Source organism: Myxococcales bacterium (genome assembly GCA_012517325.1).
Taxonomy (GTDB): domain Bacteria; phylum Lernaellota; class Lernaellaia; order Lernaellales; family Lernaellaceae; genus JAAYVF01.
Genome location: JAAYVF010000093.1, coordinates 1 through 19,395, shown reverse-complemented (window position 1 = coordinate 19,395; position 19,395 = coordinate 1). Strand labels below are relative to the sequence as shown.

Here is a 19,395-nt window from a genome sequence, read left to right as displayed (position 1 = left end):
CCTACCTCCACTTCCAGATCAGCGGTTGTTTCGTGGCGAACACCTGCTCGTCGAAGTCGATGTAGTATACCTGCGGCTTCGTGCCCATCTCGGGCAGCAGAACGGCGGTATCGTGCTTGGCCAGCAGGCGACTGATTTCGCTTTGCGGGTCGCGCAGATCGCCGAAAACCCGCGCGCCGGTCGGGCAGTTTTCCACGCACGCCGGTTGCAGGCCCGCGTCGATGCGGTGGTGGCACCAATTGCATTTTTCGACGATGCGCTTGAGCGGATGGATGTAGCGCACCTGATAGGGACAGGCCGCCATACAGTAGCGACAGCCGACGCAACGATGCGGGTCGAACGTCACGATGCCGTCGGGCCGCCGGCGGTTGGCGCGCACCGGGCAGACGGTCACGCAGATCGGGTTTTCGCAGTTGTTGCACAACAGCGGCAGGAACTTGCGGGTCGTCCGCGGATACTCGCCCTTTTCGACCTTCTTGACCCACGAGCGCCAGACGCCGAGATGGACGTCGTTTTCCATCTTGCAGGTGACCTCGCAGGTCTGGCAGCCGATGCATTTGCGCAGATCGATTAAAAAACCGTAGCGCACTTTGCTCTCAGGCATCGGCGCCTCCTTCCCGCGAAGGTGGTTCGCCGGTCAGGGCGCGGATTTCCGGATCGCGGGTCGATTCCTCGCGGCGGCGCCGTTCGCGCCAGACGAGGTAGGCCGCGCTGGCCACCGACGGGCCGGAATTGCCGACCGGGCACTTGGCGGCGCACTTGCCGCACCCGACGCAGTATTTCGAAAGCTCCACCACGCGATCGAGGTTGCCCAGCCGCGCCATCAGCACCATCGTCATCGGGAACGGATCGCCGGCGACCATCTTCACCGGGCACACGCCGACGCAGGCCTGGCAGTTGTAACAATTGAGCGATTGTCCCAATCCCGGCCGCAGGGTCGGCCCGAAGGTGTAATCGAACGCCAGCAGCACGATGAACAGGACGGCCAACGAATTGGCGGTGATCCGTCCGCCGCGGTTGCTGGCGACGAAAAAGACCGCCCGCGCGGCGCGCGACAATTGCGGCGCATCGAAAATCGCCGGCAGTACGGCTTTTTCCAACGCGGCTTGCAGGCCGATGAGCGAGCGTTCATTGCGAAAAACGAAGCCGGACAGATCCGTCAGGTCGATCTTGCGCTGACCCGGCAAACGCGCCAGCACCTCGTCGAACGCGTAGACGGCCTCGCGGTGATCGAGCACCGCCGCCTGTTGAATGCGGCCGTGGGCCACCCGGACCTGAACGTGGATGTCGCCGTTGTTGCCCGGCGCGCTGCCCTGGTAAACCCCGTCGGGCACGAACTCGAGGGAGAGCGGTCGGTGGAGCGCCAGGTAATCCTCGACGGCCCGCCGGTCGTGAATCGACCACAACAGCAGGCCCAAACCCGCCGCGGCCAGCAGGCCGACCGGCAGCGCATACCGCCAGCCGCCGCGCCGCCATTGCCGGACGCCGTAAATGAACAGCAAGAGGCCGAGGATCGCCAGCGCGTACAGCCGCCCGGGAGGAAACAGCAGCGCCAGGCCGGCGGCGAGCAGCGACAGCCGCAGACCGCGCGTCACCCGATCCTCCAGCCAATGGTCCAGCCGCGGTTTCATGCGGTGACGTCCTTCCCGTTTTTCGCCAACCAGGCGGCGACCCGATCGATGAACTCGCGGCCGATCAGCCCGTTTTCCAGCGCCGTTTCGACGCGCCCGCGCGGGATTTCGCCGGCCTCGATCGCCTGCAGCACCTTTTGCTGGCCGCGCGAAAAAATTCGCGGCAGGTCGAGGTTGATCACGCAAAAGCTTACGCAGCCGCCGCAGCGGACGCACTTCATGCCGCCGGCGCGCAGAAACCGGGCGTGGTCGCCGACGCGCGTGGCGACGTTGAGCTCGGCCTGATAAGCGATCCCCGCCGGGCACTTGTCCTGCGTCGCGTAACAGGCGCGGCATTCGTAGCAGTAAATGGTTTGCGGCGCGTCGCCGGCGATCGGCTTGACCACGTCGAAGGCCAGGCTCGCCCCGATGCCGAGCATCGCCAGGCGGTTGAGGTTCTTGGTCAGCGAGCGGTCGCGCAGGTTCGAGAAAAATTGGAAACGGCGGATGCCCGGCAGCGAAATCGGTTGCGTGCCGTCATCGCGTTTGTGAATGTTACCGGTCTTCTCGTCCGCCATCGTTCCTCACATCGGCAAAAGCAGCGACATCCCGATCCCGACCGCCAATCCGCCCAACGCCCCTTGCAACAATTCCTTGGGCGACCGCCAGTCCATGCTCCAGGCGATCAGCAGGCCCGAAACCACGCCGCCCAAGGCAAAACTCGCCATTCCCAGCATGGACTACCTCCGCATCAGACGAACGCCGCCGGTTCCGGCAACAGGCGGCGGGGCACCATGTACGCGATCCACACCGCGGCGACCGCGCCACCGAAGGCCCCCTGGAAAGCCGCGCCGAACCGGAACCCGAACACCGACAACGCCAGGACCAACCCGCCCAGCGCGCCGGCGGCGACGAACCCGATCACCTGCCGGCGATAACCGCCGTCGCCCGGCGCCGCCACCCGGCTCATCAGCCAGATCGCCGCGCCGTTGGCGCCCAGGATCAGCACCGCGTAACCCAGCAGCGCCCAAAGGTTGGCCTGGAACGCCTGGTCGGCGGCGGGGAATCTGGCCAGATTGAGAAATTTCATATAAACGGCGGCCAGCGGCGCCATCACCGCCATCGAGGCGAACGTGTAGGCGCCCTTGATGTAGCCGCTTTCGACGCGCATCTGGCCCTCGCCCATCATGCCGCCGCCGCCGAGCGGACTCGGCCCGCAGCTGGTCGTCGCGTTGATCATATACGCGGCCATCACGACCGCGAGTTGTTCCCAGGTCAGGAAACCGTAGGCCGCCGGGCCGAACAAAAACAGCACCGGCACCAGCGCGGCGGTCAGGATGCGGCTGCACGACAGCGGAATCATCGTCTGGATCTGCACGAAGATCGCCAGCATGCCCGCGACGCCGAGCAGCGGCACCTTGGCGAACAGCGACAGCACCTGGCCCAGGGCGTCGAACCCGCCCGTCGCCGCCAGCGCGCCGGCCGCCATGAAGCCGGCGATCATCGCGGTCACCGGCAGCAGGATGATGCCCGCCATCAGGTCTTCGAGCCGAGCCTGGCCGATGACGATGATCAGCACGCCGGCCACCACCAGCACCGTCTGCACCGGCACCTTGCCGAGCGGCTGGAAAATCGCTACCGCGAGCGACGCGAAAAAAATCACCAGCGCGAAATAGCCGGTCAGCGGCGCCTTGGCGGCGGCCACGGCGGCGCCGGCTCCTTCCTTCTTTTCGCGCAGCGAGCAGTCGTTGGGGTACAGCCGCTGGGTGATCAGTTTCAGAAACACGGCGGTCAGCGCGGTGCCCAGCATCAAGGCGAACGCCTGCGGCGCCCGCAGAATGCCGTCGGCCGCCGTCGGGAAATAGCTGCCCAGGAAGCCCTCGCCGATCTGGCCGACGCCGCCGATCGGGCTGGGGCCGCAGGAACCGAAGGCGTTGCTGGCGAAGGCGCCGATCAGCACGATGAGCTGCGACTTGGTCAGCAGGTTCATGCCGCCCTCGGAGCCGAAGGCGAACAGGAGCGGCAGCAGCGCGGCGGCGAGAATGCGGCCGCACGGCAGGCTGGCGAGCATCGGCAGTTGAATCAGGATGACGACCGTGCCGGCGAGGCCGAGCGGCGTTTTTTGCAGCTTGCCGATCAGCACCCGGAAGGCGTCGAAGCCGCCGGTCGCCGACAGCGCGCCGGCCATGAAGAGGCCGGCCAGGAGCGCCGTCACCGGATGCAGAATGATGCCGCCCATCATCTCGGCCGGCAGCGAAAGCACCGCCTGCCAACCCTCGAGCGCGCCCTTGACCACCGCGCCGAGCGCCAGGCACACCAGCGCCACCAGAACCAGCACCGTCTGCACCGGCAGATTGATCTTGCGCAGCAAGGTCAGGACCATCGCCGTCAGAAAAATCGTCAGCGTGATGTAGCCCAGGATCGCCATCAGGTTCTCGCGTTCGCGGGCGCCGGGCGCCGGTGATCGGTTTGCAAAACCACGAATCCCTGCCGGTCGCGCAGCAAGCCGACGCGCCGCCCCGGCCCTAGGCCGCCCTGGCAATGCACGCAGCCGGTGGCCCGCGCGACGACCTCGCGGCCGTCGTCGATCCGGACGACGAACTCCGCCTGGAGCCAGCCCAGCGGGTCGGCGGCGGAGGTCAGCGGGCGCACGATAACGCCGCGCCGGGCCTTGCGGCGCGAATAAAGCAGGGCAAACAGCCACCCGCCGATCAGAAACGCCGCCGTCAGTTGCGTCAGCATCGCTTCCATCAAAAGACATCCATCAGGCGCACGACGCGGTCCTTGAACTGCGCGACCGCGAGCTTGCCGCCCGCCGCCGCCAGACCATAGGGCTCGTGCACGCCGGTCATTTGATCCACCGCCCGGCCCTCGCCGTCGAGCTTGAGGATCCGGTGATTGCCGGTATCGGCCAGATACAGGGCGCCGTCGGCGTAAGCCAGGCCCTGCGGACGCGACAACGCGACGCCGCCGAACGCCGCCTTGCTTTCCCACCGAAAGCGGCCTTCCTCATCGAGCGCCAGCAGCCGCGCGTGCTTGGAATCGAGCAGAAATATTCTGCCTTGATCGTCGCCAATCACGGCGGTCGGTTGCCGCAACAGGTAATCGATCGAACCCGCTTCCGGCAGCGTTTTTTCATCGCCCAGGCGGCCGAACGCACTTTCCAGCCGGCCGTCCTTCGGCGAATACCTTTGCAACACGTGGCCGCGCGTATTGGCGACCCAGATCCACCGCGACCCGGCCCAGACGCCGTTGGGCATGGCCAGGCGGGCCGTGGTGATGCCCAGGCTACCGAAATGGCGTTGGTGGTTGCCTTCCTGGTCGGTCACGGCGATGCGGCCGTTGTTGGTGTCGCAGATATAAAGCAGGCCGTCGCGCCAGCTCAGGCCGGTCGGGTAATTCAAATGACCTTCACCCGATCCGGGCTTGCCGAACCGGCGCAGTTCCCGGCCGTCGGGAGAAAAAACCCGGATGCCGTAACGGCCGGGGTCGGAGATGTAGAGATTGCCGTCGGGATCGAAAGCCACGCCCCACGGGCCGTGAAATTCCACCGGTAGTACGTTCTCGTCGGCCGATAACGCGAGGTTCGGTTTCGCCAGAAGCGCGGCGCCGGTCAGGGCCAGAGTGCCGCGAAGGAAGTCCCGGCGGGTGATTTCGGCAGCTTTTGTACCAGTCATGCTCGCTTTGTTTCCGCTCCGTCGCCTAGCGGCCGGCGCTGGTTGGGCTGTAGTATACCCGCTGCCCGGTTAGCGTCAATGGTCATGAGCTAATACTTCGAATATGCAACACATTCTCGATTTTTGGACATTCCGGCGGACGCGGGTTTACAGCCGTTTGAAAACCCGGGCCGCCCACAACAGCAGCCGCAACCGCCAGGGTTTGGGCGTAATCAGCGCCCGGCCGCGTTTTTCGGCCAATCGCAAAAACGACAGCGGTTTGGAGCCGGCCAACATTTCACGAAAAGTAGGCAATTCGATGAACAACGACGTATGCAACGGCGAAAAAGTCTGAGCGATCAGCTCGGCAAGGGTCTTATGGCCTTCCCGCCAATCGAGGCTCTGCTGTGACATGCCGAACGCGTCCAGCGTCGTGAAAAGGTTCACCTCGTGGTTGTCCTTGCCCAGGATCGCCGACGTGAACACTTCCTTGCCGTCGAAAACGAAAAAGCCCAGGGTTCGCCCGTCGGGCCACCACTTGTCGAGCCGTGCGGCCGTGGACGCATAATCCGGCAGGCGCAGGTCGATCGGCTTGGCCGGATGCCAGACCGCCACTTCCGCCAGGGAATCCTGAATCGCCCGCGCCATGGCCAGCATTTGTTTGGCGTAGTTTTCGCCGGTCAGCACCGCCGACTGGGCGTGATAGAAAATCTCTTGCAGCGCGCCGCGCGGCAGGCAAAGCACATAGTCGGCCGCGGCCGCCTGGCGCGCTTCCTCGAGGTGACTCATACCGGGAAATTGAAAACCCCACAGCACGCCCTTCCGGCTGTGCCAGGCTTTGAGGCAGCGTTCGCCGTCGAGCAGGCAGACCAGCAAGGACGGCAGCGGGTCCCGCGGTCGCGCGAATAGCGACAGCAGGTTGATCCACTGGCGGGCGTCGATGTCGATCAGCAGCGGGCGCTCGGCGATCATCCCAGCACCTCCAGGATGCGCACGCCGGCGGGCGGCAGCTCGATTTCCACGACCTCCTCGCCGAAAAACCGGGCGCCGGATTCGAGGTCGGCGAACGATTCGCGGCCGGCCTTCAATTGAATCACGGCGCGGCGGGGTTCGTTCGTCGGATTGATGACGTACAGGATCCGGCGGCCGTCCGGGCCGCGGTGCAGCGAGGTTTCGCACGGCGGAGCCGCCGGGTAGACGGGTTCGAGGGCGGCGTAGCGGCACACCTCGGTGACGATCGGCAGCGCGTTTTCCGGCGGCAGCGGCACATCGGCGATCAGCACGATGCGGCCGAGGCCCGCCCGGCAGGCGATGACGTCGACGGCGCAGTTCAGTTTTTCCTCGGGCCGGCCGGTGTAACCGCCGATCGTCGAATGCTCCCACATGCATTCGTCGAGACTCGGCACTTCCGGGCCGCAGATCAGCGTCCCGCCCCGGGTGGCGTAATCGACCAGCGTCTGCTGCGTTTGGCGCGCCATGAACTCGAAGGTCGGACAAACCACGGCCTGAAAATCGGCCAGCCGCGAAACCGGCAGATCGGACGAGCCGATGACGTAGGGGATTCCCAACCGCGTCAGCGCCTCTTCCCAACCGCGCAGCATTTTGGCGTGCTGGTATTGGATGGGCCGCGCAAAGCCGAAATTTCCCTCGTAGCACAAATCCTCGGAGGGAACCGTCGCATCGACCGCCATTTGCGGGAACGGCGCCACGGCGGTCGTCGCGGCTTCGAGCCTTTCGTATTCACGGACCGACAGCAGGCAGACCGGTGCCACCCGCTGCAAGCGCCAGGGTTGCAGTTTTTTCAGCAACGCCAGGTGACGTTCGAAAAAATTCCAGTAATCGCGGCGCACCGCGCCCGTGCGGGTGATCGGGCTGCCGTACCAACTGTCGCGCTCGACGAGCATGTAGAAATTGATGCCCTTCAGGCCGTACATCCAGGCCGCCTTGGCGGTGAATTCCTGATCGGCCAGATCGACCGGCGGCCACCACAGATAGCAGCCGCTGGCGAACTCGGGGCTGACCGGAAAGCGCGACTGGCCGCCGAGCATCAACAGGCGACGCTTCAACGCCGGGTACTCGTAACGGTGCAGGTAAAAATCGACGCCGCAGTAATCGACATGCCGCTCGGCGCGCGGGATGTTCAGCGGGCTCTTGGCCTGGGCGGGCGGGAAATTGTGCGAAAAGACGACGCCGTCGATCCGGTGACGCCGCCACATCTCGCGCATCAGGGCGAACGATCCGATCAACAGTTCTTCCTTGAACTCGACCCAATCCAGGTAAAACAGGAGTTCCTGCGGGGTCTGGGCGCGAAAGTCGTCGGGCAGCGGCGTCTCGTCGGGCAACTGCCGCGCGTTGTAAATGTCCGCCGCCTTGTGCAGATCGCCGTACTTCGTTTTCAGAAACGCCAGCCACTTGGCGCGGGCATCGGGATGGTAATCCTGGTCGTAGGCCGAGGTGCGGAAGAAGTAGCTCATCTCGTTGTCGAGTTGTACGCCGACGACCGGCCCGCTGGGATACAAGCGCGGCCGCAACAACGGCGCCAGCGCCCCAAACCAGCCTTCGAGCTCCCGCCAGAATTCGTCGGAGGCGTACGAAACGACCGGAAACGCGCGCGGCGGAATCGGCAGGATCACGAACCCGCCGCGGGCGTTGCGCGCCAGGCAGTTCGGATTTTCGATCACCCGCGCGGGGAACCCGAAGTACGGCAGCTCCGCGTTGATGTGCGGCCCCGGGCGGACGATCGCCAGCAGCCCGGCCTGCGCCGCCAGGTCGAGGAAGCGACCGACGTCCTTCGAGGGATCGAGCTCGCCGAAATCGAACGTGCCCGGCCCCGCTTCGTGCACACCCCAGGGGATGTAGGTGCAGATGATGTCGAATCCCAGGCTTTTCACCCGTTCGAGCAGTTGCGGCCAGTCCTTGGCCAGGTGCCGCCAGTAGTGGATGCTGCCCGAAATCAGCGGGAGCCGGCGGCCCTCCAGGTCCAGGCCATGGTCGTTCAGACGGACGGTCACGAATGCCTCGGTTTCCGTTTATAGGATGGGGACGTGTCAGGCATTATTTGCTCGATTCACCCGTTGCGATCAAGGGGGGCGGTTTTTCGCTTTACAACCGAGCCGACCGGGTTACATTTTGGACGATCACCCATCCTTTCGGGAGGCGCCGTGAAAATCGTCACCCTAGGCACCGGAGGTTGTTTCCCCAACCCGCGCCGCGCCGCGCCCGCCACCGCCGTGCAGGCCGCCGACCGCTGGATTCTCATTGACGCCGGTGAAAACGTCGGCCCGCGGCTGGTCGAATCCGGCATCCCGCCCGAGGAACTGGCCGCCGTGCTGCTGACGCATTATCACGCCGACCACACCGCCGGCCTGGCGCCGCTGCTCTTCGGCCTGCACGTCGAACGGCGGCGGACCGCGACGCTGATGATCGGCGGCGGCCCCGGCCTGGGCCGGCTGCGGCAGGGGCTGGCGCAAGCCTTCGGCGACTGGCTGCTGAACCCGGCCTTCCCCTTGCAATGGACGGAGTACGATCCGCCGGGCGAACTCGCGTTCGGTTCCGAGCTGACGGTGCGCTACGAGGAAGTCGTCCACGCCGAATCGCACCACTGCCTCGGCTATCGCTTCGCCTCCGCCGGCAAGGTCTTGGCCGTTTCCGGCGACACCATCGCCTGCGACGGCTTGCGGCGTCTGATCCAGCAGGCAGATCTGCTGCTTTGCGAAGCCGGCTATCCGGACGACGAGCCGGTTGCCGGGCACCTGACGCCCGTCCAGATCGCCGCTCTCGCCAACGGCGCCGGCGTGAAAAAGATCGTGCTCACGCACTTCGCCGCGGATCGCCTCACCGAACGGTTGACCGCCGCCGTGCAGGCCGATTTCGCCGGCGAGGTCCGCGCCGCGCGCGACGGCGAGGTGTTTGTCGTCGATTGATCGCGGGCGATCGCCCGTCACCGGACCTGTTCGGCCAGTGCCGTGAACAGCTCCTTCCATTCTTCGAAGGCCAAATCGCCGCGGCTTCTACCCAAGCGCAAAACGGCCAGATTCTTGCCGGGATTCACATAAAGATACTGTCCGAGATGGCCCACGGCCATGAAATCGCCGCGCTCCTTCGATGCGAGCCACCACTGGATTTGGTAGTACCAGACGCTGCCGAACGATTCGTCGATCCTGGTGGATTGCCGGACCCACTCCGCCGGAACGATCCGGGTGCCGTCCCATTCGCCCTGGCGCAGCATCAACCGTCCGAACTTGAGAAAATCCACGGCGCGGGCGCTGAGGCAGCAATACACCTTCTCCAGTTTTCCCGCGTAGTCGGTGCAGAGCAACCCGTCGCCTTCCATGCCCAGCGGCGTCCACAGCTTTCGTTGCAGGTACTGGGTGATGGTTTCCGGCGCGAGGACGCGCTTGAGAATCAGCGCGAGCAGCATGGTGTCGCCGCTGCGGTATTCGAACCGCGTGCCGGGCGGTTCTTTCAGGGTGAAGCCGAGGATTTCCTTTTCGATGTCGTCGCCGTAATACAGTCGGACGTGGCGCCCGAACGGATTGTCCCACTCTTTGTAGCGGATCCCCGAGGTCATCTGCAGGCAGTGGCGGATGGTCAGTTGGTCGAATCCCCGGTCGCGCAGTTCGGGAAGGTAGTCGGTCACCGGCTGATCGAGCGACCCGATTTTCCCCTCCGCCAGCGCGATGCCGATCAGCAACGAATGGATGGATTTGCCCAGCGAAAAGGACATGGAAAGCGCCGTCGGCGAATGCCCGTTGAAATACCGCTCGTCAACGAGGCGATCGTCCTTCAAGACGAGAAAGGCCAGCGTGTCGTTCGCCGCCAGAAATTCGTCCAGCTTTTGGTTTTGGAAACGTCCGAACGACAACGTTGCGGGCACCCGGCCGGCGGCGAGGTCTTTTTCAAAATGAAACGGCTGACCGCTCGCGGTCAGTTCGTTGCCGGGGAAAATTTTGTAATCGTAAACGGAGGAGACATTGTAGCGAACGGCGCGGCCGAGGTAGCACGAGGCGCCGGCGATTAAAATCAGCGGCAATACGGCGAAAATCCGCCGGCTCAGGCGTTCTTCGGCGTGCTGGCGGCCTGCGTCAAATCTCCTTCAGGATTTCCTGGCGTTTCTGCTCGTATTCCTCCGGCGTGATCAAACCCTGGTCGAGCAATTCCTTGAGCTTTTGCAGGCGCAGGGTCGGATCCTCCTTGACCGGCGTTTCGGGCTTCGCTTCCTCGGCCGGCTTCGCGAAAAATACCGCCGGATCGATCACCAGCCAGTTGCGCCGGTCCGTGTCCAGCCACTTGTCGCCCTTGACCACCGGCGGCGCGGCGTAGCCGCGCGCCGGATTGGTTTGCAGCCGCAAGGCGTTGATCACCGTGCGTTCGCGCGGATCGAGCCGGTAGTACTCGGCGTTCGGATCGGCGGATTGGTAATCGATGTTGCCGAAGATCAGGTTGAGCTTGCCGTCCTGGAAATAGCAGATGCCGTCGGTCAGCATGGCGTCCTTGAACAACAGCTTGCGCTTCATGCTGACGACCGCGAAGCGCACCCATTGATCCGCCGTGGCCTTCTGCAGCGCCTCGACGAGCCAGCCGGCGAGTTTAGCGGACGATTCCTCGGTGAACAGCGGGCCCTGGTCCCGCCATTTGAAGAATGAATGTTCCTCGAGGTGAATCGCGGCGAGAATCTGCTGAATCTGGTCGGCGGTCAGGTCGGCCGGATGATTGAAGTGCTGGGCGACCGTCTGACCCTTGGCGTTTTCCCACTCCAGCCAGAGATATTCCGGATCGTCGCTGTAAAGCTTCGTATGTTGGTAGGCGCTGGCGCAGCCAGCCGCCAAAAGCAGCAGGCACAGCGCCGGAACGATCATGCCGCGCGACAATGAATGGTTCATGGACGGTTCCTCTCGTCGATACGGTCGGTTAGCGACCGGTTTTCGGTAAACCCTTCACCTGCTCGCCGACCTTGACCCGATGGCGGGCGAACCAACCCTGGTTGACCTCCAGCGCGTACATCGCCGGCTGCTCGGAGACCGTATGGTTTTCGTCGAACGGTTGCATCGACGCGATCTGCTGGATGACGCCGTCGGCCGAAAGAAAAGCGATATCCAGCGGCAGACGCGTGTTCTTCATCCAGAAATTCAGGCGATGCGCCCGGTCGTAGACGAACAGCATCCCCTGCTCTTCCGGCAGCGAATCGCGGTTCATCAGGCCCAATTGCCGCGCCGAGTCGGTGTCGGCGATTTCCACGCTCAGGCGGTGATCGGCGATGGTCAGCGTCAATAGCATCTGCGCGCTCGCGGCGACCGCCGTCAGACAAAGGATCGCCAGAATCGGCCGACGGAAATGCATGGGTCCGCTCCTCGGATGATTCGATGCGCCAGCTTAGAAACCGCCGCGGTAAAGTTCAACCTGGAAAGGGAGCCGCCGTTCGTGTAACAATCGCGGCAAAATACCGCGGAGAACGACATGCCTGCACGCTCCCGGCCGATCGTCGCCATCGACGGGCCCTCGGGCTCCGGCAAAAGCACGGTCAGCAAAATGCTGGCCGAACGCCTGAATTTTGTCTACCTCGATACCGGGGCGATGTACCGCTGCGTCGGCCTGCTGGCCCGGCGCGCCGGTTGCGATCCGCTCGACGCCGCCGCGCTGGCCCCGCTCCTGGAATCCTTGAGTATCCATTTTGAACCGGATGGCCACGGCGGACAACGGGTTTTTTGTAACCGGGAGGACGTCACCGCGGAAATCCGGCGACACGAGGTCAGCCAGGCGGCCAGCCAGGCCAGCAGCGTGCCGGCGGTGCGAACCCGCCTGGTGGCCATGCAGCGGCAAATGGGCGCGGGCGGCGGCGTGGTAATGGAAGGCCGCGACATCGGCACCAACGTTTTTCCGGACGCCGAGATCAAGGTGTTTCTCGTGGCCGGCGACGAGGAACGCGCCCGACGGCGGGTTCTGGAACTGGCGCGGCGCGGCCAATCCGTCGACTTCGCCCAGGTGCTGGCCGACCAGCGCGAACGCGACCGCCGCGACAGCGAGCGCGACCTCAATCCGCTGCGGCAGGCCCCAGACGCCGTCGCCCTGGACACCACCGGCCTGAGCATCGAACAGGTGGTCGACCGGTTGGCGGAGCTGGTCGCGGCCGCGGGAGGCCGCGCCTGACCGCTTTTTTTCGGCCCCGGATTTACGGCCCCGCGGCGGATATGATACTTTCCGGACATCACGATGAATTCACGTAAAAGGTTTCCGACAGTGGGTTCGAACGGACGCATCTCCTACGTCTGGCTTTGGGTCATGATCCTGGCGGCCGTGACCGTCACGGCTTTACTGTTCATCACCGGGGTGATCGACGGCCGTTATTTTTTCGGCGCGCTGGCGGTTTCGATCGCCGCCGCGTGCCTGTTGTTCATCGTTCTTTCGTTGATCCGGCGTCGCGGCCCGCGCCAAAAAACCGAACGGCTGAAATTCGAGCTGAACAAGCCGGAGGGCAAGGATCACACGCTGGACGAATACCTCAACCTCGGCCGGCAGTTGTTGAAGGAAGAGCGCTTCGCCGAGGCCGCGAAGATGTTTCAGGAAGTGATCAACCGCAACGTCCGCCATTGGCAGGCCTATAATTACCTGGGGCGCGCCTATTCGTCGCAGGGCCTGTTCGAGCAGGCCAAGGACGCCTACGAACGGGCGATCGGCATCGAATACAATTACGCCAGCGCTCACTTCAACCTGGCGACGGCTCACGAAAAGCTCGGCGACATCGAGGGCGCGCTGGACCGCTGGCGGCAATACATCGAGGTCGGCCAGACCATCGGCGAGCGGACCGATTGGCTGGCCCACGCCAAGGAGCGCATCGCCGCGCTGGAAAAACAACTGGGGCGCCGCGCCCGTGAAGCCGAAGATCCCTCCTGGACCGACGACTTGCCCCCCGACGAGGATTTGCGGTGAAAGATTTCGAAACCGTCGTCGAATTACTCCGGCACAGCCAATGGGCGATCGCCCTGACCGGCGCCGGCATCAGCGTCGAAAGCGGCGTTCCCGATTTTCGCAGCCCGGGCGGCTTGTGGGATCGCTTCGACCCGATGGAATACGCCACCATCGAAGCGTTTCGCGCCAATCCGGTCAAGGTCTGGGAAATGCTGCGCGAGATGAACGCGGTGGTTAAAAGCGCCCGGCCCAACCGGGCGCATCTTGGGTTCGCCGCGCTCGAGGAAATGGGCGTGCTCAAGGCGCTGGTCACCCAGAACATCGACGACCTGCATCAGAAGGCGGGCTCGCGCAACGTGATCGAGTTTCACGGCAACAGCCGCAAGCTGATGTGCCTCTACTGCCACCGCCAGTTCGACGCCGACCTCATCGAAAAGCAGATGGAAGCCGACGGCGTTTTTCCACCGCGCTGCCCGGAGGACGGCCACATCCTCAAGCCGACGGTGATTTTCTTCGGCGAGGATATTCCGCGCGCCGCCTCGCTGATGGCGTTCCAGGAAGCGGAACGTTGCGACGTCATCCTGGTGGTCGGCACCAGCGCGACCGTTTTTCCGGCCAGCAGCATTCCGATCATGGCGCGGCAAAAAGGCGCCAAGGTCGTCGAAATCAATCTCACGCGGACCGGCCTGACCGAATACGTCGCCCATCATTCGTTGCAGGGTAACGCCAGCGAGATCCTGACCGAACTGGTGGACTGCCTGCGCGACCGGCGCGGCTGACAACGGGCGAAAAGGCCTTATCTTATTTCCATTAAAGGAGAAAACGATGGAACTATCCCAGGCACTCGAACAACGCTGCAGCGTCCGCCGCTTCAAGGACGACCCGATTCCGCCGGCGGTGTTGCAACGCGTTTTGGAAGCCGCCCGGCGGGCGCCTAGTTGGGCCAACGCCCAGCCCGCCCGCTGGATCGTCGTCACCGACCCCGCGATCAAAGCCAAACTGGCGCCGTGCCTCTCGCCGGGCAATCCATCGAGCGCGGCCATTCTGAAGGCGCCGGTCGTGCTGGCGCTGTGTTTCGTGAAAAAGCGTTCCGGGTACTACAAGGGCACGCCCAGCACCTCGCTCGGCGACTGGGGCCTGTTCGACGCCGGGCTGGCCGCCGCCAACCTGTCGCTGGCCGCCGTGGCCGAGGGCCTGGGCACGGTGCACGTCGGCGCGATCAACCTCGAACTGGCCGCCGAAACCCTGCAGGTTCCGGCCGACGTGCAGCTGGTGGAGTTGATCCCGCTGGGTTATCCCGAGCAATGGCCCAACAAAACCACGCGCCTGGAACTGGAAAAAATCGTTTCCCACGAAAAATACGGGAGTTGATCATGGCGATCCGTTTCGATTACTCGCATGCCCTGGCCGCCGGCGTCGCCAAACGCGACCTGACGGCGCTGAAAAAAGACCTGCGGCAGGTCCGCAAGCAATTGCAAGCGGACCGCGCGGCGGGCCGGCTCGGCTTCGCCGACCTGCCCGGCGACGCCGGGATGCTGCGCGCGGTGAAAAAAGCGGCCGCGGCCTACAGCCACGAGGATGTGCATTCGGTGGTGATCCTCGGCATCGGCGGCAGCGCGCTGGGCTTCATCGCCCTGAAAGAAGCGTTGATGCACCCGCAGCACAACCAACTGGCCGCGCTGTGCGGGCACCGCACGTTTTACGTGCTCGACAACGTTGATCCCGAACTGGTTGCCGGAGTGCTCGACGTGATCGACCCGCGCACGACCCTGGTCAACGTCATCACCAAGTCCGGCTCGACCGCCGAGACGATCGGCCAATTCCTGATCTTCTTCGACCTCTTCGCGAAGAAGCTCGGCAGCCGCGCCGCGGCCGTGAAACACTTCCTCTTCACCACCGATCCCGCCAAGGGCCCGTTGCGCGCGCTCGCCGAAAAGGAGGGCTTCGCCACCTTGCCGGTGCCGCCCGCCGTCGGCGGCCGGTTCTCGATCTTCACGCCCGTCGGTCTGTTTCCCGCCGCGCTGGCCGGAATGGATATCAAGGCGCTGCTCCAGGGCGCGGGCGACGCGCTGCAAACCTCGTTGTACGGCCTGGCCGACGCCAGCCCGGCGCTGCTGGGCGCGGGGTTGCACTACCTGCATTACCGGCAGGGCCGCGTCATGGCGGTGATGATGCCCTACAGCAACGCGCTGTTCCGCGTCGCCGATTGGTTCCGGCAATTGTGGGCCGAAAGCCTGGGCAAGGCCGTCGACCTGTCGGGCAAGCCGGTCCACGTCGGCCCGACGCCCGTCGCGGCGCTCGGCGCGACCGATCAACACAGCCAGGTACAGTTGTATGCCGAGGGGCCCGACGACAAGTTCTACACCTTCCTGCGCGTCGAACGGCTGCGGCGCAAGCTGCCTTACCCGGCCAGCCCCTGGAAAGACGGCGCCTTCACCTACTTCAAAGGCCACTCGATGTACGACCTGTTCGACGCCGAGGCCGAGGCCACGCGGTTCGCGCTGTCCGAGGTCGGTCGCCCCTGCGCCACGATCACGCTTCCACGGATCGACGAGGACGCGCTCGGCCGCCTGCTGATGCATCTGGAAGTGCAGACCGCCGCCGCCGGCCGCCTGTTCGGCATCGACGCGTTCGACCAGCCGGGCGTCGAAGCGGGCAAACGCTACGCCTTCGGCCTGCTGGGCCGCGCCGGTTACGAGGCCGAGGCGGCCAAGGTGCGCCGAGCCGCGGGCAAACAGATCGTCGTCGAAGGCTAAGCGCGATGCGGCTGCTGGTGGTGTCGGATCTGCACGGTTCGGCCGAATTGCTCGGCCGCTTCCTGCGCCCCGACGACCTGCTGCTCAGCCTGGGCGACCACCTCAACGTGATCGACTACAAGGATTTGTCGGGCGTGCTGGCCGAATTCGTGCCGCGCGAAACCATCGAGTCGACCCTGGCGGCCATTCAATCGGGCGATCTGGACGACGCGCGGCGGCGGATGGCCACGGCGGCGGGTTCGGTGCCGAACCTGTTTCGCCTGATCCGTGTCACCGCCGAAAAGGCCTACGACGCGATGAGCCGGGCGATTCCCTGCCCCGGCTATTTCATCTACGGCAACGTCGATTTCCCCGAGGTCCTGGCGCCGAACCTCGGCGACGACCACCACCTCTGCTTGGCCGAAAAGCTCGAAATCGCGGGACGGCGCGTCGGCCTGGTCAGCGGCCATCCACCCGGCCCGTATTCGTTCGGCATGCCCGGCGAAATCCCCGCCACCGAGTTCTCCAAGCGCCTGCACGAAGTCGGCGCGGTGGAAATCCTCGGCATCCATTCGCCGCCGTCGATCCCCGGCCTCACCTACGATGTGGCCGCGGCGCGCGACGAGGGCGGCAGCGACGATTTGCTTTACTATTGCCGGCTCCACCGGCCGCGCCTGGTGCTGTTCGGTCACGTGCACCAGCCGCAACTGGCCGAGTTCGTCGACGTCGAGTTGCCCGACGAGCCGATCCGCTACATCAACGTCGGCTGCTTCCGCGACACGCACCGCCTGCTGGAAATCGAGCCGCACACCCTGGAGGCCCGGTGGCTGACGGTGGACTGAGAAGCGGCATGACCTGGGCCGAGATGGCCCGCGTCGCCGCCTTTCTGCAGGCGCGGCTGACCGGCGGTCGCGTTCAGAAAATCCGCCAGCCGGGCCCCGAGACGATCGTCCTCGAATGCCGGGGCGCCGGCGAATCGCTCTGGGTCCGCCTTTCCGCGCATCCCCGTTTCTTCCGCGTCGTCCCGCACGGCGACAAGCCCGGCGAGCCTTCCGAGGCGTCGGCCTTCTGCATGTTGCTGCGCAAGCGGATCGCCAATGGCCGCCTCGAGGAAATCGCCCTCGACCCGCACGATCGCCTGTTCAGCTTCAGCATTCACGCCGTGGACGAGGAAGGCTTCGGCGACGTCTGGACCCTGATCGCCGAACTGTTCGGCCCGCAAAGCAACCTGCTGTTTCTCGATCCCGAGGGGCGCGTCCTCGCCGCGCTCTTCGATAACCGCCTCGCGGCGCGCGGCCTGGCCCTCGGCCAGCCGTACGCGCCCCCCGCGCGCTCCGGCCAACCGAATCGCGACGACCGCGGAATGCCGGTCGAGGCGATGGCCGATGCCTTCGCCGCCGCCGAGACCGAGTACGAACACGAAACGCGCCGGCAACGCCTGCTGGGCGCGGTGCAGAGCGAAGCGCGCCGGCTCGAAAAATTCGTGCGCAAGCTGGCGCGCGAGCTCGGCGAACTGCCTGACGCCGATCGGCTGACCTTGCAGGGCGAACTGCTGCTGGCCCATCTGCGCGAGGTTTGCAAGGGACAGCCGGCGGCGGAGTTTCCGTCGTGGGAAGACCCGGCGCAACTCGTGCGCGTTGAACTCGACCCGGCGCTGACGCCGCAGCAAAACGCCGACCGGCTGTTCAAATCGGCGCGGCGCACGCGCCGCAAGCGCGAGGATCTCGACCGCCGCCGCCGCGAAAACGAGGATCGCCTGCTCGACCTGGAAGAGCCGGAACGGCGGCTGCTCCATTCCGTTCCGGGCGACGATCTGTCCGGCCTGGAAGCCGAACTGCGGCGCTTGAAGGTGGTCGTCGAAAAGAAGCGGCAGGCGCTGCCGCGCGTCCGCGAACAGGCGCCGAGCGGCCCCAAGCCGTTTGTCGCCGCCGACGGTGCGCGGATCTACGTCGGCCGCAACGCCGCCGAAAACGAAAGTTTGACCTTTCAACTGGCGCGCGGTAACGACTATTGGCTGCACACCGACGGTTCGCCCGGCAGCCACGTGATCGTCCGCCTGCCCGCCTCCGGCGAACTGTCCGCCGAAACCCTACTCGACGCCGCGACCCTCGCCCTGTTGCACAGCGACCTGAAAAACGCCGGCGCCGGTTCGGTCCTCTACACCCGTCGCAAATTAGTCAAAAAGCCGCGCGACGCCCGCACGGGCCAGGTCTACGCCGCCGCCACCAAAACGATATATGTCCGCCGAGATGAGGAACGGGTTAAGCGGTTGTATGAGAGCAGGGAGGATACGGAATTAATCCGATTTTGAGCGGAAAATGGTAATTGATTTCTATCACGATTATATCAATCACTTGCGTGATCGTCTCCTCGCAATGGGATACACAATCAACTCGAATCAGCGTGATATTGATATTGAGCTTATGTACTTCAACGCACTTAAGACTAGAATTTTTCCTAAGCAGCGAATAGTGTTAATTGCGAAGAATTTTATCCAGCCGCCAAAATATGAAGAGGCAATACAGTGTATCCTAAATCGAGCAGAACAAGGCCTGGATTTATCCCCATATCAGACAACAAATATTCGTAAATTAGCGAAAAAAGATTTGCTACTTTTTGATTGGGGAATTCACCATTTCCATCTTGGCGAAATACTGGAAAATTATGGCTTTATAAAAAGAACAGATAATCTACTATTTGCTTATGTAACTGACACTCATTTCTGTGCAATAACTATAGGCGATCACAAATCTTTTAATTTGATCAGTCTTCTAGAGGAAATGCATAGTAACTGGCCTGAATTATTATCGAAGTTCATATTGGAGGTTGAATCTTGTGGAAAAACACCTAGTAAAGAAGAATTGGGCAGGGCTCGAAAAGCCGGCTTACAACCAATTATCACTCTTTCCGATGACACGACGTATTTCCCAATTGGCGGGGGCATTCAAACATCAGGAGATAGTAGCGATGCAGTAATGCATATGAATCATTTTCGAAATGAATTGAAGCAAAGAGAAAGCGAGGTTAGAGATAATGAGTCATCCTATTTAAAAACAGCAATGAAAAATGGTTGGCAACCAGGACAACGCATTCAGATTCATCTAGTGTTTGATAAGAATAACCCATTTTTAAAATTTCAGTGTTTTCAATTGGATTGGAGTTAGAAGCAATTATCGTGGAAAATTCCGTGGACACCTGTAACCACACGAGTCAATAGTACATCTCTTCCCTTTTCTTGCATTGCGGCAGCACACCTTTCAAAAATGTTACGAAGCGAAACCCCATGATTTGTTTCGCGTGCGTCAAATAAAACGCCTAATGGTAAAAGTAAGATGGTAGTGTCAACAATCTTTCGCACTTTGGGTTAGGATCCTCTTTCGGTTGAGGGTTCCCAGCCGGTCGGGTAGTGTCAACAATCTTTCGCACTTTGGGTTAGGATCCTCTTTCGGTTGAGGGTTCCCAGCCGGTCGCCTTCCCCCGAGGGGGAAG

Annotated in this window: 21 protein-coding genes; 9 read left to right on the top strand and 12 right to left on the bottom strand. The window is 63.5% G+C overall.

The genetic code is table 11. The annotated features are described in order from the left end of the window. Window position 1: 1 nt before the first annotated feature. The 9 genes from GX444_16490 to GX444_16450 form a co-directional block, all read right to left on the bottom strand. Window positions 2–604: a 4Fe-4S dicluster domain-containing protein gene (locus GX444_16490; protein ID NLH50179.1), complete on the bottom strand. Its 603-nt coding sequence runs from the start codon at window positions 602–604 to the stop codon at window positions 2–4. Further along, on the bottom strand, window positions 597–1,631 hold the full coding sequence (locus GX444_16485; GenBank protein NLH50178.1) for a 4Fe-4S dicluster domain-containing protein: 1,035 nt from the start codon (window positions 1,629–1,631) through the stop codon (window positions 597–599). Before GX444_16485 ends, GX444_16490 begins: the two co-directional genes overlap by 8 nt. Then, entirely contained in the window at window positions 1,628–2,188 is a 561-nt protein-coding gene (locus tag GX444_16480) for a hypothetical protein (protein ID NLH50177.1), read from the bottom strand. The genes GX444_16485 and GX444_16480 overlap by 4 nt, the downstream gene beginning before the upstream one ends. A 6-nt stretch (window positions 2,189–2,194) precedes the next feature. Further along, the gene (locus GX444_16475; protein ID NLH50176.1) at window positions 2,195–2,347 is read right to left on the bottom strand and encodes a hypothetical protein; all 153 of its coding nucleotides are present in this window, start codon (window positions 2,345–2,347) and stop codon (window positions 2,195–2,197) included. A gap of 14 nt (window positions 2,348–2,361) precedes the next feature. Beyond that, window positions 2,362–4,038 (bottom strand): hypothetical protein, encoded by a 1,677-nt coding sequence (locus tag GX444_16470; GenBank protein NLH50175.1) that lies wholly within the window; start codon window positions 4,036–4,038, stop codon window positions 2,362–2,364. Further along, a complete protein-coding gene (locus GX444_16465) occupies window positions 4,038–4,361 on the bottom strand; it encodes a hypothetical protein (protein ID NLH50174.1) in 324 nt (107 codons plus the stop codon). The genes GX444_16470 and GX444_16465 overlap by 1 nt, the downstream gene beginning before the upstream one ends. Then, window positions 4,361–5,287, bottom strand: a complete 927-nt coding sequence (locus GX444_16460; protein NLH50173.1) for a twin-arginine translocation signal domain-containing protein — start codon at window positions 5,285–5,287, stop codon at window positions 4,361–4,363. Before GX444_16460 ends, GX444_16465 begins: the two co-directional genes overlap by 1 nt. A gap of 147 nt (window positions 5,288–5,434) precedes the next feature. After that, window positions 5,435–6,238, bottom strand: coding sequence for a hypothetical protein (locus GX444_16455; GenBank protein ID NLH50172.1), 804 nt, complete (start codon window positions 6,236–6,238; stop codon window positions 5,435–5,437). After that, window positions 6,235–8,277, bottom strand: coding sequence for a hypothetical protein (locus GX444_16450; GenBank protein NLH50171.1), 2,043 nt, complete (start codon window positions 8,275–8,277; stop codon window positions 6,235–6,237). Before GX444_16450 ends, GX444_16455 begins: the two co-directional genes overlap by 4 nt. Window positions 8,278–8,427: 150 nt before the next feature. Between GX444_16450 and GX444_16445 the strand changes: the two genes are divergently transcribed. After that, window positions 8,428–9,189 (top strand): MBL fold metallo-hydrolase, encoded by a 762-nt coding sequence (locus GX444_16445; protein NLH50170.1) that lies wholly within the window; start codon window positions 8,428–8,430, stop codon window positions 9,187–9,189. 17 nt (window positions 9,190–9,206) lie between these two features. Here GX444_16445 and GX444_16440 read toward each other — a convergent pair whose 3' ends face one another. The 3 genes from GX444_16440 to GX444_16430 form a co-directional block, all read right to left on the bottom strand. Then, complete coding sequence (locus GX444_16440; protein ID NLH50169.1) at window positions 9,207–10,298, bottom strand: serine hydrolase; 1,092 nt, start codon at window positions 10,296–10,298, stop codon at window positions 9,207–9,209. 52 nt (window positions 10,299–10,350) lie between these two features. Next, on the bottom strand, window positions 10,351–10,782 hold the full coding sequence (locus GX444_16435; protein NLH50168.1) for an SHOCT domain-containing protein: 432 nt from the start codon (window positions 10,780–10,782) through the stop codon (window positions 10,351–10,353). A gap of 394 nt (window positions 10,783–11,176) precedes the next feature. Beyond that, window positions 11,177–11,605 (bottom strand): DUF192 domain-containing protein, encoded by a 429-nt coding sequence (locus tag GX444_16430; GenBank protein NLH50167.1) that lies wholly within the window; start codon window positions 11,603–11,605, stop codon window positions 11,177–11,179. Between the two features lie 117 nt (window positions 11,606–11,722). Here GX444_16430 and GX444_16425 point away from each other — a divergent pair, with 117 nt between their 5' ends. The 8 genes from GX444_16425 to GX444_16390 all read left to right on the top strand — a co-directional run bounded on the left by GX444_16425 (window position 11,723) and on the right by GX444_16390 (window position 19,070). Beyond that, window positions 11,723–12,412, top strand: a complete 690-nt coding sequence (locus GX444_16425) for a (d)CMP kinase (GenBank protein ID NLH50166.1) — start codon at window positions 11,723–11,725, stop codon at window positions 12,410–12,412. 90 nt (window positions 12,413–12,502) lie between these two features. Further along, window positions 12,503–13,192 carry a tetratricopeptide repeat protein gene (locus GX444_16420; protein NLH50165.1) on the top strand — a complete coding sequence of 230 codons (690 nt, stop codon included), beginning with the start codon at window positions 12,503–12,505 and terminating at the stop codon, window positions 13,190–13,192. Further along, a complete protein-coding gene (locus GX444_16415; GenBank protein NLH50164.1) occupies window positions 13,189–13,950 on the top strand; it encodes an NAD-dependent deacylase in 762 nt (253 codons plus the stop codon). The genes GX444_16420 and GX444_16415 overlap by 4 nt, the downstream gene beginning before the upstream one ends. Before the next feature lie 46 nt (window positions 13,951–13,996). Beyond that, on the top strand, window positions 13,997–14,542 hold the full coding sequence (locus tag GX444_16410; protein NLH50163.1) for a nitroreductase: 546 nt from the start codon (window positions 13,997–13,999) through the stop codon (window positions 14,540–14,542). A 2-nt stretch (window positions 14,543–14,544) separates the two neighbouring features. Next, on the top strand, window positions 14,545–15,927 hold the full coding sequence (locus tag GX444_16405) for a glucose-6-phosphate isomerase (GenBank protein NLH50162.1): 1,383 nt from the start codon (window positions 14,545–14,547) through the stop codon (window positions 15,925–15,927). A gap of 5 nt (window positions 15,928–15,932) precedes the next feature. Continuing rightward, window positions 15,933–16,748: a hypothetical protein gene (locus GX444_16400; GenBank protein ID NLH50161.1), complete on the top strand. Its 816-nt coding sequence runs from the start codon at window positions 15,933–15,935 to the stop codon at window positions 16,746–16,748. Then, the gene (locus GX444_16395; protein ID NLH50160.1) at window positions 16,730–18,217 is read left to right on the top strand and encodes a DUF814 domain-containing protein; all 1,488 of its coding nucleotides are present in this window, start codon (window positions 16,730–16,732) and stop codon (window positions 18,215–18,217) included. The genes GX444_16400 and GX444_16395 overlap by 19 nt, the downstream gene beginning before the upstream one ends. Before the next feature lie 7 nt (window positions 18,218–18,224). Next, window positions 18,225–19,070: a hypothetical protein gene (locus GX444_16390; GenBank protein ID NLH50159.1), complete on the top strand. Its 846-nt coding sequence runs from the start codon at window positions 18,225–18,227 to the stop codon at window positions 19,068–19,070. Window positions 19,071–19,395: the final 325 nt, after the last annotated feature.

What these genes read in the sequence shown, in the direction of transcription:
- GX444_16490 (NLH50179.1), bottom strand. Translation starts at nt 604, where the DNA reads ATGCCTGAGAGCAAAGTGCGCTACGGTTTTTTAATCGATCTGCGCAAA.
- GX444_16485 (NLH50178.1), bottom strand. Translation starts at nt 1,631, where the DNA reads ATGAAACCGCGGCTGGACCATTGGCTGGAGGATCGGGTGACGCGCGGT.
- GX444_16480 (NLH50177.1), bottom strand. Translation starts at nt 2,188, where the DNA reads ATGGCGGACGAGAAGACCGGTAACATTCACAAACGCGATGACGGCACG.
- GX444_16475 (NLH50176.1), bottom strand. Translation starts at nt 2,347, where the DNA reads ATGCTGGGAATGGCGAGTTTTGCCTTGGGCGGCGTGGTTTCGGGCCTG.
- GX444_16470 (NLH50175.1), bottom strand. Translation starts at nt 4,038, where the DNA reads ATGGCGATCCTGGGCTACATCACGCTGACGATTTTTCTGACGGCGATG.
- GX444_16465 (NLH50174.1), bottom strand. Translation starts at nt 4,361, where the DNA reads ATGGAAGCGATGCTGACGCAACTGACGGCGGCGTTTCTGATCGGCGGG.
- GX444_16460 (NLH50173.1), bottom strand. Translation starts at nt 5,287, where the DNA reads ATGACTGGTACAAAAGCTGCCGAAATCACCCGCCGGGACTTCCTTCGC.
- GX444_16455 (NLH50172.1), bottom strand. Translation starts at nt 6,238, where the DNA reads ATGATCGCCGAGCGCCCGCTGCTGATCGACATCGACGCCCGCCAGTGG.
- GX444_16435 (NLH50168.1), bottom strand. Translation starts at nt 10,782, where the DNA reads ATGAAGCGCAAGCTGTTGTTCAAGGACGCCATGCTGACCGACGGCATC.
- GX444_16430 (NLH50167.1), bottom strand. Translation starts at nt 11,605, where the DNA reads ATGCATTTCCGTCGGCCGATTCTGGCGATCCTTTGTCTGACGGCGGTC.
- GX444_16425 (NLH50166.1), top strand. Translation starts at nt 11,723, where the DNA reads ATGCCTGCACGCTCCCGGCCGATCGTCGCCATCGACGGGCCCTCGGGC.
- GX444_16410 (NLH50163.1), top strand. Translation starts at nt 13,997, where the DNA reads ATGGAACTATCCCAGGCACTCGAACAACGCTGCAGCGTCCGCCGCTTC.
- GX444_16405 (NLH50162.1), top strand. Translation starts at nt 14,545, where the DNA reads ATGGCGATCCGTTTCGATTACTCGCATGCCCTGGCCGCCGGCGTCGCC.
- GX444_16400 (NLH50161.1), top strand. Translation starts at nt 15,933, where the DNA reads ATGCGGCTGCTGGTGGTGTCGGATCTGCACGGTTCGGCCGAATTGCTC.
- GX444_16390 (NLH50159.1), top strand. Translation starts at nt 18,225, where the DNA reads ATGGTAATTGATTTCTATCACGATTATATCAATCACTTGCGTGATCGT.